This window comes from Enterococcus sp. LJL128, assembly GCF_056924295.1.
The window spans coordinates 53,356-68,022 of sequence record NZ_JBXPBP010000009.1; the positions used below are offsets into that span (position 1 = coordinate 53,356).

Annotated in this window: 15 protein-coding genes; 12 read left to right on the forward strand and 3 right to left on the reverse strand. The window is 39.3% G+C overall.

The genetic code is table 11. From position 1 onward, the window contains the following. Nucleotides 1-15: 15 nt before the first annotated feature. The 6 genes from AC1Z3K_RS11765 to era all read left to right on the forward strand — a co-directional run bounded on the left by AC1Z3K_RS11765 (nt 16) and on the right by era (nt 5,812). Nucleotides 16-465, forward strand: coding sequence for a GatB/YqeY domain-containing protein (locus AC1Z3K_RS11765; protein ID WP_461732816.1), 450 nt, complete (start codon nt 16-18; stop codon nt 463-465). Between the two features lie 396 nt (nt 466-861). Then, entirely contained in the window at nt 862-1,788 is a 927-nt protein-coding gene (locus AC1Z3K_RS11770; RefSeq protein WP_426081798.1) for a PhoH family protein, read from the forward strand. Nucleotides 1,789-1,815: 27 nt separating this feature from the next. Further along, a complete protein-coding gene (locus AC1Z3K_RS11775; protein ID WP_426081549.1) occupies nt 1,816-4,014 on the forward strand; it encodes an HD family phosphohydrolase in 2,199 nt (732 codons plus the stop codon). Next, on the forward strand, nt 4,014-4,490 hold the full coding sequence (gene ybeY / locus AC1Z3K_RS11780; protein WP_426081548.1) for an rRNA maturation RNase YbeY: 477 nt from the start codon (nt 4,014-4,016) through the stop codon (nt 4,488-4,490). The genes AC1Z3K_RS11775 and ybeY overlap by 1 nt, the downstream gene beginning before the upstream one ends. Next, a complete protein-coding gene (locus AC1Z3K_RS11785; RefSeq protein WP_461732817.1) occupies nt 4,468-4,875 on the forward strand; it encodes a diacylglycerol kinase family protein in 408 nt (135 codons plus the stop codon). The genes ybeY and AC1Z3K_RS11785 overlap by 23 nt, the downstream gene beginning before the upstream one ends. 34 nt (nt 4,876-4,909) lie before the next feature. Then, complete coding sequence (gene era, locus AC1Z3K_RS11790; protein ID WP_426081545.1) at nt 4,910-5,812, forward strand: GTPase Era; 903 nt, start codon at nt 4,910-4,912, stop codon at nt 5,810-5,812. A gap of 135 nt (nt 5,813-5,947) precedes the next feature. Here the strand turns inward: era and AC1Z3K_RS11795 are convergent, their stop codons facing one another. Next, nucleotides 5,948-6,313, reverse strand: a complete 366-nt coding sequence (locus tag AC1Z3K_RS11795; protein ID WP_426081544.1) for a hypothetical protein — start codon at nt 6,311-6,313, stop codon at nt 5,948-5,950. Nucleotides 6,314-6,579: 266 nt separating this feature from the next. On the opposite strand from AC1Z3K_RS11795, the gene recO reads away from it, so the two are divergent. The 6 genes from recO (at nt 6,580) to AC1Z3K_RS11825 (ending at nt 12,980) form a co-directional block, all read left to right on the forward strand. Next, nucleotides 6,580-7,359 (forward strand): DNA repair protein RecO, encoded by a 780-nt coding sequence (gene recO, locus AC1Z3K_RS11800; RefSeq protein WP_461732818.1) that lies wholly within the window; start codon nt 6,580-6,582, stop codon nt 7,357-7,359. Next, nucleotides 7,349-8,068: an AAA family ATPase gene (locus tag AC1Z3K_RS11805; protein ID WP_461732819.1), complete on the forward strand. Its 720-nt coding sequence runs from the start codon at nt 7,349-7,351 to the stop codon at nt 8,066-8,068. Before recO ends, AC1Z3K_RS11805 begins: the two co-directional genes overlap by 11 nt. A 302-nt stretch (nt 8,069-8,370) precedes the next feature. Next, on the forward strand, nt 8,371-9,276 hold the full coding sequence (gene glyQ, locus AC1Z3K_RS11810; RefSeq protein WP_426081541.1) for a glycine--tRNA ligase subunit alpha: 906 nt from the start codon (nt 8,371-8,373) through the stop codon (nt 9,274-9,276). A 2-nt stretch (nt 9,277-9,278) separates the two neighbouring features. Continuing rightward, a complete protein-coding gene (gene glyS, locus AC1Z3K_RS11815; protein ID WP_461732820.1) occupies nt 9,279-11,360 on the forward strand; it encodes a glycine--tRNA ligase subunit beta in 2,082 nt (693 codons plus the stop codon). 534 nt (nt 11,361-11,894) lie between these two features. Further along, nucleotides 11,895-12,461, forward strand: a complete 567-nt coding sequence (locus tag AC1Z3K_RS11820; RefSeq protein ID WP_461732821.1) for a GNAT family N-acetyltransferase — start codon at nt 11,895-11,897, stop codon at nt 12,459-12,461. Between the two features lie 60 nt (nt 12,462-12,521). After that, the gene (locus AC1Z3K_RS11825; RefSeq protein ID WP_461732822.1) at nt 12,522-12,980 is read left to right on the forward strand and encodes a GNAT family N-acetyltransferase; all 459 of its coding nucleotides are present in this window, start codon (nt 12,522-12,524) and stop codon (nt 12,978-12,980) included. Between the two features lie 181 nt (nt 12,981-13,161). On the opposite strand, the gene yidC is transcribed toward AC1Z3K_RS11825, so the two are convergent. Together yidC and AC1Z3K_RS11835 are read right to left on the reverse strand one after the other, a co-directional pair. Beyond that, a complete protein-coding gene (yidC, locus tag AC1Z3K_RS11830) occupies nt 13,162-14,097 on the reverse strand; it encodes a membrane protein insertase YidC (RefSeq protein ID WP_426081537.1) in 936 nt (311 codons plus the stop codon). A gap of 196 nt (nt 14,098-14,293) precedes the next feature. Next, nucleotides 14,294-14,569, reverse strand: a complete 276-nt coding sequence (locus tag AC1Z3K_RS11835) for an acylphosphatase (RefSeq protein WP_426081536.1) — start codon at nt 14,567-14,569, stop codon at nt 14,294-14,296. Between the last annotated feature and the right edge of the window lie 98 nt (nt 14,570-14,667).

Here is a 14,667-nt window from a genome sequence, read left to right on the forward strand (position 1 = left end):
AGTGGAGCTGGTTGTATGTCATTATTGACAACGTTGAATGACGATATTAAAACAGCGATGAGAGCTAAAGATAAAAGTGCTTTAGGTGTTCTTCGCTTGTTGAAAGCCGCCATTCAGAATGAGCAGATCAAAGTAGGCCGTGATTTGAACGGAGGAGAAGAGTTGGCTGTTTTGTCTCGAGAGATGAAACAGAGAAGAGACTCTTTGGTAGAGTTTGAAAAAGCGGGACGAGAAGATCTTGCAGAAAAAGCAAAGATTGAAATGGCAATCGTTGAGAAATATCTGCCTGAACAGCTTTCTGAGGACGAAATCCGCAAGATTGTTCAGACAGCAATCGATAAAACTGGTGCCACCTCCCAAGCAGAGTTTGGGAAAGTTATGGGACTGGTAATGCCGCAAGTCAGAGGCAAAGCCGATGGCGGGTTGGTAAATGCAATTGTCAAAGACTCACTACAAAAGAACTGATCAAGAAATAAAGAGACTGGGGATTCTAGAATCCCCAGTCTCTTTATTCGTTGTCCTATACGGATTTTTAAAAGAGGATATCAGCCATTAAAAAACAGAAGGACATAGGCATTTGTTTCTGTAACTCAATTTAGTTGCTTTTGGTTCCTGTTGCGCAGTATAATCGTCAAGACTGAGGTAGCTGACGAGGTTTACTGTTTTGAATGTGGTTAAGCTGTGACAGTTCTAAACAAACGTTAAAAGAGAATGATAAAGTTTTTAATCCATTATGAGTGCTTCTTTTTTAAAGAGGAAGAATATGGTATTATTGTAGGGAATGTACGAAAAAAAGGAGCTGGAAATTTTTTGACGGAAAACGAAAATCAGGCAACATCTTTAGAAATAAAATTAACGGATATGGATGATGCAAGTATGCTTTTTGGTACGCATGACAAGCATTTGAAGTTTCTTGAAGAGAATGGTGCAGTCGTCATCAATACTAGAGGAGAAACCATTCAGATTATTGGCTTAGAAGAAAATGTTCATATTGTAGAGTCTGTCTTTCGGGCGTTACAGGAGCTAATCAAGAGAGGAATCAAGATTGGGACACCTGATGTTGTGACTGCTTTAAAGATGGCTAGGAGCCAGCAGCTGGATTCGTTTATCGCCATGTATGAAGAAGAGATTCTTAAAGACCACCAAGGGCGTTCAATCCGTATAAAAAATACTGGTCAAAAACGTTATATTGATGCAGTGAAGAATCATGATGTTGTATTTGGTATAGGTCCTGCCGGAACAGGGAAAACATATCTGGCAGTAGTGATGGCCATCGCAGCCTTAAAAAAGGGACAGGTTCAAAAGATTATTTTGACACGTCCGGCGGTAGAAGCAGGAGAAAATCTTGGTTTTCTGCCAGGTGATTTAAAAGAAAAGGTTGATCCTTATCTACGACCGGTTTATGATGCGTTGTATCAAATTTTCGGTGTAGAACATACCAACCGGCTGATGGAGCGCGGTGTCATCGAAATTGCTCCGTTGGCTTATATGCGAGGGCGTACATTGGATGATGCTTTTGTCATTTTAGATGAGGCTCAAAATACAACTGTCGCTCAGATGAAAATGTTTTTAACACGTCTTGGTTATCAATCCAAGATGATTGTGAATGGTGATACAAGTCAGATTGACTTGCCTAAAGGAGTTGTCAGCGGGTTAGTTCACGCTGAACGAACACTGAGACCTATCAAGAAAATTGCATTTATCCACTTTGAAGCTGGGGATGTAGTTCGTCATCCAATCGTGGCGGAAATCATTCAAGCATATGAAGAACAAAAGAAAGACTCTTAGCACTTCTGGAAAAGGAGGGATAATTAGTTGAAAATATGGTTGCTACAAATACGTGATAAACTGGGAAAAGCGTTTATTCCAGTGTTGCTGGTTGTTTTTTCATTACTTATATTCGTCATAATGTTTAGCAGCGTTCATGAAAAGAAAGTTGAAATTAAAGAAGGACAATTAGCTGAAACGACAATTAGAGCAAATAAAAATATTGAAAATACATATGAGACGGAGCAGAAGAAAAAGCTTGCTGAAGAGGCGGTTACACCTGAGTATATTTATCAGGAAGATACTGCTGGAATTCAGCATGAACGGGTAGAAAAGCTCTTTGAACTTGTTAATTCAATAAACGCTAAAATCGATAAGGACTATGAAAATAAAAAAACATCAGCTAAAAAAGATGAAACGATCCCTCAGCCAACAAATGAGGAACGGGTTGCAGCTTTAAAGGCAACTTTTGAAAAATTGACACAAGAAGAAATAACAATGTTTCAGTCATTTCCTAATGTGTTTTATCAAAATATATTCAATTTGACGGATGAACAGATTGCGACCGTTGAAACCGAAAGTCTGAAGCTGATTGATGATACTATGGAGGACCATGTCCGCGAGAGTGAATTAGCTGAGATTCGCCAGAAAGCAATCAATAAAATTCAATTTCTGGATGTAAGTTCTCTAATGCAGCAGGAGATTCGCTACGTTGTGAACGCTGGTATTGTTGCTAACGAATTTACAAATGAAAAGAAAACCGAAGAGCTGAAAAAAACAGCGCGTGAAGCGATTCAGCCTGTAATGATTTATCAAGGTGAAATCATTGTTCGTGAAGGAACACAGATTGATGCAAAAGCCATCGAAAAGCTGGAGCTGCTGGGAATGACGAATCAGAATCCGTCTATTTTTCCGATTGTTGCTCTGGGACTGACCATTCTCTTTCAGATAGCTGTACTGCTGTTCTTTACGAAGCAAATAACCTTAGAGCAGACACGTCGCTCCTTTGTTCTATTTTATGTGAGCGCAATGTCCTTGAGTATTCTGGTGATGAAATTCTTCCAGATTTTCCAAAGTGAACAGCTTTTGTATATTCCGCTGTTTTTCCCAGCTGCGTTTGTACCATTGGTACTTAGTTATTTTGTTAACCGGCGTGCTGGTATTTTATCTGGAGTCTTTCAGGTAGTCTTTGCACTGTTTGTGTTTTATGATTCCATTGGAACGAATATCTTAACTATTATTCTAGTATCCTATTTATTTTCAGGATTGCTGGCAGCTGTAGTGAATCGAAAACGAATCAGCCGGCAGGGCTGGACAGCAATGGTTTGGGTTGTGGCTTTTCCAGTAGGGATGGATCTTATTTTAACTATCTATCAGGGGATGTCCTTTGTTGATGGAAAAACCTGGACTCTGCTTATTTCGGCTTTTGCCGGAAAACTGCTGGCCTTTCTACTAACAATGGGGCTGCATCCGTATATTGAATTAATTGTGACGGATGACAGTATGATTGTGCTGAATGAACTGAGCAACCCTAATCATCCGCTTTTGAAGCAGCTTTTGGAGGAAGCACCTGGAACCTATCACCATAGCATGATGGTTGCAAGCTTGAGTGCCAATGCTGTAGCTGAAATCGGCGGGCGTTCGTTGTTAACACGAGTGGCTTGTTACTATCACGATATTGGAAAAATCAAGCATGCTAATTTCTTTGTGGAGAATCTGCCGTCAGGTGCTGAAAATCCACACAACTTTTTACTGCCGGAAGATAGTAAACAAATTATTTTTGGCCATGTTATTGATGGAGCAAAAATCTTAGAGGAATACAATATGCCGCAGATGGTCATCGATATTTGCCGCCAGCATCATGGAAAGACGTTAATGAAGTTTTTCTATATGAAGGAAAAGGAACGGAACCCGGATACACTGGAAGAAGATTTCCGTTATCCTGGTCCAAAGCCTCAGACGAGAGAGGCTGGTATTGTGAACATCGCTGATACTTGTGAAGCAGCAGTGCGGGCAATGAGCAATCCGACGAATGAAAAAATCAAAGAGTTTGTACATTCTGTTATTCAAGAACGTATTGCTGACGGGCAACTGGATGAATGCGGTCTGACAATGAAAGAAATTCGAATGGTTGAAAAATCTTTAGTAAATGGTCTGTGCAGTACCTTCCACTCAAGGATTAAATATCCAAAAATGAAGGACGAAGCAGAGAGAATGAAAGATGAACAAGAAAAGAGAGATGTTTAATGGACATTACGTTTATTGATGAAACTGAAAAAGTCTCTTCTGATCATTTGAGGGAAGTAGAAAATCTGCTGCAGTTTGCAGCAGATTTTCTGAATATTCCCGAGGATGCGGAGCTGTCTGTCACCTTCATGGATAACGAAGGTATTCGTGTAATCAATAGAGATTACCGGGGCAAAGATATGGCGACGGATGTTATTAGCTTTGCGATGGAAGAGGAAGGCGACGGAGAAATTCCAATCATTTTTGAAGATGAGGAAATGGAGCTGCCGCGCAATTTGGGCGATTTGATGATTTCGATTGAACGTACAGCTGAGCAGGCGGAAGAGTATGGACACACGTTTGAACGTGAGCTTGGTTTTCTAGCGGTTCATGGCTTTCTTCATTTAAATGGCTATGATCATATGACGGATGAAGATGAAAGAGAGATGTTCGGCTTACAGAAAGAGATATTGGATGCTTATGGCCTTAAAAGATAAACAAATCGAAAAAAATAAACATTTTATCAGTTCACTGGAATTTGCTGTTCAGGGAATTCGTACAGTGTTCAAAGAAGAACGGAATATGCGCACCCATGTAGTGATGGGAGGAGTAGCAGTGATTGCCGGCTTTGTTTTCCAGTTAAAAGCGATGGAATGGCTTTTTTTGCTATTAACAATTTTTCTGGTATTGCTTGTTGAAATTATCAATACTGCATTTGAAAATGTCGTTGATATGTGTACGGACTATCATTTTCATCCCATTGGAAAAAAAATCAAAGACATGGCGGCAGGTGCGGTTCTATTAACAGCGTGTTTCTCTTTACTTGTAGGAGCAATCATTTTTCTGCCAAAGCTATGGCAGCTGCTTATCCATTTTTTATAATCACTGACACTGAACAGATAGAAGGAGAGAACGAATGACTGAAACACACAAATCTGGCTTTGTAGCAATCGTAGGTCGCCCTAATGTTGGGAAATCTACCTTGCTTAATCGAATTGTCGGACAAAAAATTGCTATTATGAGTGATAAGGCTCAAACAACTAGAAATAAGATTCAGGGAGTATACACCACACCAGAGGCTCAATTGATTTTCATTGATACCCCGGGGATTCACAAACCGAAGCATCGATTAGGCGATTTCATGGTGGAAACTGCGTATAGCGCATTAAGAGAAGTAGATGCTGTTCTCTTTATGATTAGTGCCGATCAAAAGCGGGGAAAAGGCGACGATTTTATTATCGATCGTCTGAAGCAACAAAATACGCCTGTTTTTCTGGTGATTAATAAGATTGACAAGGTTCATCCTAATGATTTGTTGGCAATTATTGAAGATTATTCTAGCCAGATGGAATTTGCCGAGGTCGTTCCTATTTCTGCAACAGAAGGAAATAATACGGAACGTCTGATGGAAATTCTGGTTGAACGGATGCCGAAAGGACCGCAGTATTTCCCAGATGATCAAATCACGGATCACCCGGAATACTTCATTGTTTCTGAGCTGGTTCGTGAGAAGGTTCTTCTTCTTACAAGAGACGAGATTCCTCATTCCGTAGCTGTTGTTGTGGATTCAATGAAACGGGATGAAAATGATAAGGTTCATATTCAAGCAACAATCATCGTTGAACGGGATAGCCAAAAAGGGATCATCATCGGTAAAGGTGGAAAGATGCTGAAACAGATTGGGACAAAGGCGCGCCGTGACATAGAACATTTACTTGATGATAAGGTGTACTTAGAGCTTTGGGTAAAGGTTCAGAAAGACTGGCGGGATAAAAAAATCTATCTTCAGGACTTCGGTTATCGGGAAGAGGATTATTAAAGCCGGCTGTTGAGCTTCACTAGAGGATAGTAAGTATACAACAAAAGTATATGTAAAATAAAGCAGCAGCTGTAGGAGCCAAAAAGGCGTACGGCTGCTGCTTTATTCGCTGACTGATTCAGTTAGCTTGTTTAATTAGTTTACATTTAGACGGAACCAGTTTTTTAATGAAAAAATCATAGTTCCTATAAGAAGAAGCAATCCTACTACACTGAAAACAGGAGTAATCAGGCTGCCTAAAAAGACTGTTACAATAGAGATAAAGAAAAGCAGTAGTGCTGTGGGATTGGTAACAATTTCTACTGTCTGACCAGCTTGAACAGTGACGGGTGTACTGCCTAAATACCATTGATTTGCAGTTAACTGAACGGGCTCCTCGTTGTTTTCGATTTGATATTGTTGATTATTCTTTAAATGTGTAACTAATTTTCCGTTGGATTTCAAGGTAATCTTAGTTCCCATTCCAACAATCCCTGTATTTCTTTGTATATTTATTTTCATTTAAACAGCTCCTTAATGATTTATCGTCTATTCAGTTTGCTCTGTGTAGAGACATGATGGATAGAGCGACTAATAAAGTATACGGGGTTCTGAAATGAATGTAAATGCGTAACTGTTCTTTTATAGTAGTTTTTGCTAAAATGTATATGAATTTAGTTAGTGATAGAGGCTTAAAAAAAATAATTTTGTCTTCATCATGAAAAAAGGGCTATTTAGCATATAGGATTTCTAAATAAAATAGATAAAGTGAGGAGGCAGATGAGAAAATGGCTTTAGGTGAAAGCAAAGGACTGGTTTTATTTGCCAGAGATTATAAAGAAAAGGATAAGCTGGTAAAGATTTTTACAGAATCCTTTGGCAAGCAAATGTTTTTTATCAAAGGGGCTCATCGTAAAAATAATCCTTTAACTCCTGCAATTATGCCGTTTACTCAAGCTGTTTACATCGGTGATTTTAGAGAAGAAGGACTATCTTTTATCAACAGCAGTAAAGAAGTGACACCGTTTCTGGCGATTCAGCAGGATATTTTCCTCAATGCTTATGCAACCTATATTCTTAATCTTGCAGACACAGCAATTGAAGACCGCATCTATGATCCTAGCTTATACTCTTTTACGCTACAGGCACTACAGCTGATTAATGAAGGGAAAGATCCGGAAATCATTACAAATATATATGAAATTCAGCTGTTTCATCGATTTGGTATTTCCATTGACTGGATGAGCTGCCGGGTGTGCGGTCAGACAAAAGGCAAGTTTGACTATTCCTCTAAATACAATGGTGTACTATGTGAAGCTCATTGGCACATGGATGCCCATCGTTATCATGGGGATTCAAGAGCCATTCACTTTATTCGTCTCTTTTCAGCTGTTTCCTATGATAAATTGAATAAAATAGAGGTTAAGCCGGAAATAAAGCTAGAAATCAGAAAGATTATTGATGAGCTTTATGACGAGTATGTGGGAATCCATTTGAAAAGTAAAAAATTTATTGATCAGATGAAAAGCTGGGAGAACACCTTGAAGGAGCAGCGAAATGGAGACTAGCAATTATCTAAAAAAAGTTGTTTATAAAAAGCCAAAGCAACAAGACTTTCCCTTCAATCTATCAGCGCTCAACGATTTGAATGACCTTGTTTTTGACCAGCCGCTGACTTTTTTCGTAGGGGAAAATGGGACAGGGAAATCCACCGTGATTGAGATGATAGCCAGTTTGATGGGGATGAATATGGAGGGCGGATCACGGAATCAGCTCTTCTCCACTTATGAAGAAAACTACTCGCTGGCTGATGCTTGTCGTCCAGTACGGTATCCCAGCTACCCTAAGGATTTCTATTTCTACCGGGCAGAATCTTTTTATAATTTAATGACTGAAATAGAGGAAACGGATGCTTTTGGACCGTCTGTTTTTGAACGGGATCTTCATAGCTATTCGAGAGGAGAATCGTTTGTAGAGCTTTTAACAAACCGCTTTTTCGGCAAAGGCTTTTACCTGCTTGATGAACCTGAGACAGGTCTTTCGCTGAGTACCCAGCTGCAGGCTATGGTACTGCTGAAGGATTTGATTGATGCCGATTCTCAATTTATTATTGCCACGCATTCCCCTGTACTGCTGTTTTTTCCTAATGCTAAAATATATGAGTTTTCAGTCGACAGTATTCAGGAGAAGAAATTGAAGGAAACGAGAATTTATCAGGATTGGTCGATGATTTTTGAAAGAGAGCAGTATTTTTTCGAAAAACTTCTATCCGAATGAAAAATAATTTGACATCTGAAATTGAACGGCTTATTATGAATAGTAACGAATATGTACAATGAGAAAGAAGAGTAGAAAGATTTTCAGACAAGAAGCGATTTCGGGAGAGTGAAAGCCGGAAGCTGAACCTTTCGAAGGGCGCTTTTGAGTACAGTAAATGAAGCTGCTGATTTTTAATCAGAAGTAGGGTGGAACCGCGAATGACTTTTCGTCCCTATGTCTCTTTAGAGGCATAGGGACTTTTTTTATTTGTGCCACCTATACTCTGAAGGGGAGAAAGACAGTCAATAGGAGGAGAAAAAATGAAACAGAAATTAACTGTGCAAGACATGATTCTGACATTGCAGAAATTTTGGTCATCAAACGGTTGTATGCTGATGCAGGCATATGATACAGAGAAGGGTGCCGGAACAATGAGTCCGTATACATTTCTTCGTGCAATCGGTCCAGAGCCTTGGAACGCTGCCTATGTAGAACCTTCAAGACGGCCGGCTGACGGACGATATGGGGAGAACCCCAACCGCCTGTATCAGCATCATCAGTTCCAAGTGGTTATGAAGCCATCTCCGGAAAACATTCAGGAGCTGTACTTGGATAGTCTGCGTTTATTAGGAATTGAACCATTAGAGCATGATATCCGGTTTGTAGAGGATAACTGGGAAAATCCATCAATGGGCTGTGCTGGTCTGGGATGGGAAGTTTGGTTAAATGGTATGGAAATTACACAGTTCACGTATTTTCAACAGGTAGGCGGGCTGCCGTGTAAGCCAGTAACAGCGGAAATCACTTATGGTTTAGAACGATTGGCTTCTTATATTCAGGAGGTTGAAAGTGTTTATGATTTACAATGGACACAAGATGTAAAGTACGGTGAGATTTTTAAGCAGCCGGAATATGAGCATTCAAAATATTCTTTTGAAATTAGCGACCAGGAAATGCTTTTAGCTAATTTTGACAAATTTGAAAAAGAAGCGAAACGATGTATTGATGAGGATTTGGTTCACCCAGCTTATGATTATATCTTAAAATGCAGTCATACCTTCAATTTACTGGATGCCCGCGGTGCAGTATCAGTTACAGAACGCGCCGGCTATCTGGCACGGATTCGGAATATGGCCCGCTCAGTAGCCAAAATCTTTGTAGCAGAAAGAAAGAAACTGGGTTATCCTCTGCTTAATAAAACAGCTGCTGAGAAAGGAGCGGAATAATTATGGCGAATAATTTATTATTGGAAATTGGCTTAGAAGAAATGCCGGCTCATGTGGTGACACCAAGCCGGAAACAGCTGGAAGAGAAAGTAGTAAACTTTTTAGATGAACATAATTTAGGTTATGAATCTGTTCAGACTTTTTCTACGCCTAGACGTTTAGCCATCTATGTGACGGCGATTCCTGAAAGACAAGAAGACACGCAAGAAGAAGTCAAAGGACCTGCAAAGAAAATTGCTCAGGACGCTGAAGGCAACTGGTCCAAAGCGGCCGAGGGCTTTGTTCGAGGTCAAGGGCTGACAACAGATGCGATTACCTTTAGAGAATTAAATGGTGTTGAGTATGTCTACGTAACAAAATATGTTCATGGGCAAGCATCGAAAGAAGTCTTGAAAGGCCTAAAGGATGTTATTTTGAGCTTAACTTTCCCTGTGACAATGCACTGGGCGGATCATGAGTTTGAATACATTCGTCCAATTCATTGGATTGTCGCTCTTTTAGATGAAGAGGTCATTCCATTTACGATTCTTGATGTAGCAACAGATAGAAAATCAAGAGGGCATCGCTTCCTTGGGGATGAAGCAACATTTGCTCACGCAGATGAATATGAACAAAAGCTTTTAGAGCAATTTGTTATCGCTGATCCTGTTAAGAGAGAAGCGATGATTGTTGAGCAGGCAGAAGCTATTGCTGAAAAGAATCAGTGGACTGTAGCTTTGGCTGGTGATTTATTAGAAGAAGTGAATAATTTAGTGGAATATCCTACAGTATTTGTTGGCGGATTTGACGAAAAATATCTTTCTGTTCCTGATGAAGTTTTAGTCACATCGATGAAGGAACATCAGCGCTATTTTGATGTCCGCAATGAAAAAGGATTACTGCTGCCTCATTTTATCGCAGTTCGAAACGGCAACAATGTTCATCTGGAAAATGTTGTTAAGGGGAATGAGAAGGTTTTGATTGCCCGTCTGGAAGATGCAGAGTTCTTCTATAATGAAGATAAAAAATTATCGATTGATACATGTGTAAATAAACTAAAAAATGTAACCTTCCATGAAAAAATTGGCTCTATCTATGAAAAAATGCAGCGTACAGCAGCGATAGCCAAAATCATTGGAGAAAAAATTGGCTTAAACGATGAGGAGCTGACAGATTTAAATCGGGCAGCGCAAATCTATAAGTTTGATTTAGTTACAAATATGGTTGGAGAATTTCCTGAGCTACAGGGAATTATGGGTGAAAAATATGCCCTGCTGCAAGGTGAAAAAGCAGCAGTTGCACAGGCCATTCGCGAACATTATCTGCCGATTTCCAGTGAGGGTGAACTGCCAGAGTCGGCAATTGGTTCAGTTTTGGCGATTGCTGATAAACTGGACAGCGTCCTTACATTCTTTACAGTAGGAATGGTTCCTAGCGGTTCGAACGATCCGTATGCTCTGCGTCGTCAGACTTATGGCATTATTCGAATTATTGAGAACAAGGGCTGGCAGTTTCCGCTGGTTGAGCTTCAGGAAGAAATTGATCAGGAAATCAATGCAGATCAAGAACGTTTTGGAATTCAGCTAACAAGCGGTCAAAAGGAAGTTGTTGATTTTGTCAAAGCACGATTACGCCAGCTGCTTCTAACTAAAAATATTCGTCATGATATCATCGACGCGGTGATTTCAGCGAAACAAAAAGACATGATGAAGCTGTTTGCTTCAGCAATGATTATTCGTGAACATCTTAAGGATGAGGATTTCCGTCCTTCTATTGAAGCGTTGACTCGTGTATTGAATTTAGCTAAGAAGAGTCAGGAACTCGGTCAGAAAGATGTAAAAATCAATAAAGCGTTATTTGAAAATGAGACAGAGAAAGCTCTTCACCAAGCTGTCAATGAAGTAGAGGAAAACTTCAAAGGCAATACAATGGCGGAAAACTATCAAGCTTTGGTGAGCTTGAAACCGTTGATTGAAGCTTACTTTGATCAGACGATGGTCATGGTAGAGGATGAAGACATCAAAGCAAACCGAATTGCCGAATTAAACCGGATTGCTGAAATGGTGCTTTCCCTGGCAAGTCTTGATTTATTAAATGTTAAATAATCTATAAAACAGGGTAATAGGAATCTGGAAAAACGTTCTAAAGCAGTGGAAAAAACTGTTTTAGGGCGTTTTCTATTTTTTCACTAGTGTTGCAAAGAAAATAAGATAGTTTATCATGCTTCAGACAAATAGAATAGGCAGTGAAGCCGGAAGCAAGTCGGTAGAAAATTATGGCCATTCCTAAATGAAGTCAAGCAAGCGCCAGCCTGTTTCAGCTAAAGCGCTCCTTTCTGAGCCAAGAGAAAATTGGTTGGAGAGAAACAGGCCTGATGGCTAAACGTTTTAAGTGAAGAATATCGTACTTGGTTATTAGTTGAATAATTCGTACAAATTCTGGAAAAGAGTCATCCATTGCTGAAGCATTCGATTTTTTCACTTGTCAACTGATTAATATTTCCAGATTATTCTGACTATATCTTTGAAACACTAATATTATTTAAAAAAAGCAACAAAATAATCAGCTTAACGACTGATAATATGCTATGATAAACCTATCTTTTTTTTAGATTTTATCGGAAATTGAGGGGGAATAGCATGATACGTTTTGCAGGAGTAGAGGACGGTCCGGTATTATTAAAAATTTACGCCCAATATATTGAGACAGCAGTGACCTTTGAATGTGCTCTTCCCAAAGAGACGGAATTTTCACAGCGGATTGAGGAAATTAGTCAAGACTATCCCTATTTAGTTTGGGAAGAGGATGGCCGTATTATTGGGTACGCGTATGCACATCGTTATAAAGAAAGAGAAGCTTATCAATGGACTGCCGAGCTGTCAGTTTATGTTGACCAGAAATCTGCAGTAAAAGGAGTGGGACGTCGATTTTATCAAATGCTTCTGGCAATCTTGAAACGCCAAGGGGTTAGGACAGTCTATGGCATTGTTACAGTTCCTAATGAAAAAAGTGAAAAACTACATAAAGTATTTGGCTTTCAACGAATAGGTGTTTATCACAGTATCGGATACAAGTGCGGCCGCTGGCATGATGTTGCCTTGTTTGAAAAGAAGCTTTTGACTGGTGATTCTGAACCAGAACCTTTTTTACCTATTCATCTATTGTCACATGAAGAACTGTCAGCAGTATTACTAGAACAGATGTAGAGCAGAATTATTAATGAACAAATATTTTTTAGTTTATCAGAGAGAGTTGAGGTAGAGTAGATGCAATTTAGAAATTATATCGCTGAGAAGGATCGGGAGTGGCTTATTCAATTATGTGGCCGTTTTGCTGATTTTCCTCTTCCTCAGCGCATTGAGCATGCAGGATTTAGAAAGCAGCAGATGGATTGGATGGTTTTAGATTTAGAAAAAGCGGAACAGGTTCATCTTTTGATTGCTGTTTTAAATGGACAGCGTGCAGGCTTTATTGAGATGAAGGCAGAAGAAGACTGGCTAACTGGCGAGAAACAAGCTTATGTTTCAAGAATCTGCACAACGGAAGACATGGAGGGAAAAGGTGTCGGTAAGGCTTTGATGACTCAAGCGGAGCGCTGGGCAGCGGAGCAGGGATTTGAAGGAATCAGTTTAAATGTTTTTGCTGGAAATACTCATGCTGCCGCATTCTATGAATCGTTGGGCTATGAAAAAGAAACGATAAAAATGAGAAAAACTCTGAATTAGGATGGCTGTTTTCACATTCAGATTCCCTGTTAAAAATTCCTGTACAAAGTGGGGAATAGCTGCTCGTGTGTAGAGGCCTTTGCACCGTTACATTGGCTAATAATAAAGTGTAGGTTTTTTTATTACTAAAAAGCTGGTGAGTGAGAATTGGATTATTTCTCATACACCAGCTTTTATTTACTTATTTATTTTTTTGCTGTTTTCCGGCGTTGCGTCCGCCTTTAGAAGAATATTTAGGTTGATGCCCATTACTTTTAGTCAATGATACTTCTTTAGGAGTAACATCTTTTACGGTACTGACTACCTGTTTTGGCGGATTTTTCTTGAGTTCTTCTGCTACTTGAGCCTTAATTCTAGGTTTCAGCAGAATATTTGAAATAAAGGTTTGGATACAACTGAAAATACCACCGACAACCCAATATAATGCTACTCCGGCAGGAGAGCTAAAGGACATGAAGACAATCATCAATGGCGAGATAATCAGCATAGATTTCATAGTCTTTTTCTGTTCTTCAGGAATACCGATTGTTGAAATATATCCTTGAATTAAATAAGCGATTCCGGCTAAAATTACGAAAACAATACTCGGCGTACCTAAGTTAATGCCGAAGAAGTTCGCTTCGCTAATACCTTCTGTATATCTGGCAGCAAAGAACAAAGCAGAGAATATCGGCATTTGAATCAGCAGAGGTAAACAGCCAATTCCGCCCATCATGCTCATATTGTTGTCTTTGTATACCTGATTCAGTTCTGTTTGTGCCTGCATCTGTTCTTCACGTGTTACAGCCTGTTTCATCTTGGCTTGTGCCGCATCAATCTGTGGTTTGATTGCCTGCATTTTTTCAGTCTGAATCATACTTTTACGTGACTGATTCAAGCCTAAAGGCATAATGATGATTCGAACGATGACAGTAATAAATACAATCGCCCAGCCGTAATTCCAATTAAAGTTGTTTACAAGATAAGTAATAAGATTGCTCATCGGCTGAACAAGAAATTGATAAACAATTCCGTCGCCTGTAGGTTGACCATCGCTTCCGGTTTTTACACAACCTGAAAGAAAAAGCATTAAGGTGATTAAGCCTGAACTAAGTATCCATTTATTGTATTTCTTCATATAATTCTTCCTTTACTAAAATTTGCACAAACTTAACTATACTTTAAAATCATTCATTTTTCAATAATAATTCCGAAAAGCCGGGGAAACTTATTGAATAATTAAAAGCAGAATTACTTACTGGAGGTACATGATAAAAGCAGCGCAGCGTCTAGAAAAATGGCAGTTCAGTCCGCTGCCTGCTAAGTAAAGCTGGTTAATTTGTTACTTTAAAAGTAGAATAATCTTCAATCAAAGGATCGTCTTGAATATCAGTATAAGTAACTCTTCCGGAAGGTGTTGGAGAATCCTTAATCTTTTGAATAAAGGCTTCAATTTGTTCCAACGAGCCTACTGCTTCAATAGACACAGAACCATCGTTTTCATTTCTGACTGTTCCTGTAACACCTAACTGATCAGCAACCATTTTTGTTGTGTAGCGAAAGCCCACACCCTGTACTCGTCCTTGAACGTTCATACGAATTTTTCTCATGAATAGGCACCCCGTTCCTTTATTTTCTTATTTACTATGATAGCGATTTTTTTAGTTTCAATCAAGTTTTGAATAAGTGTTAAAAAAAATGATATAAT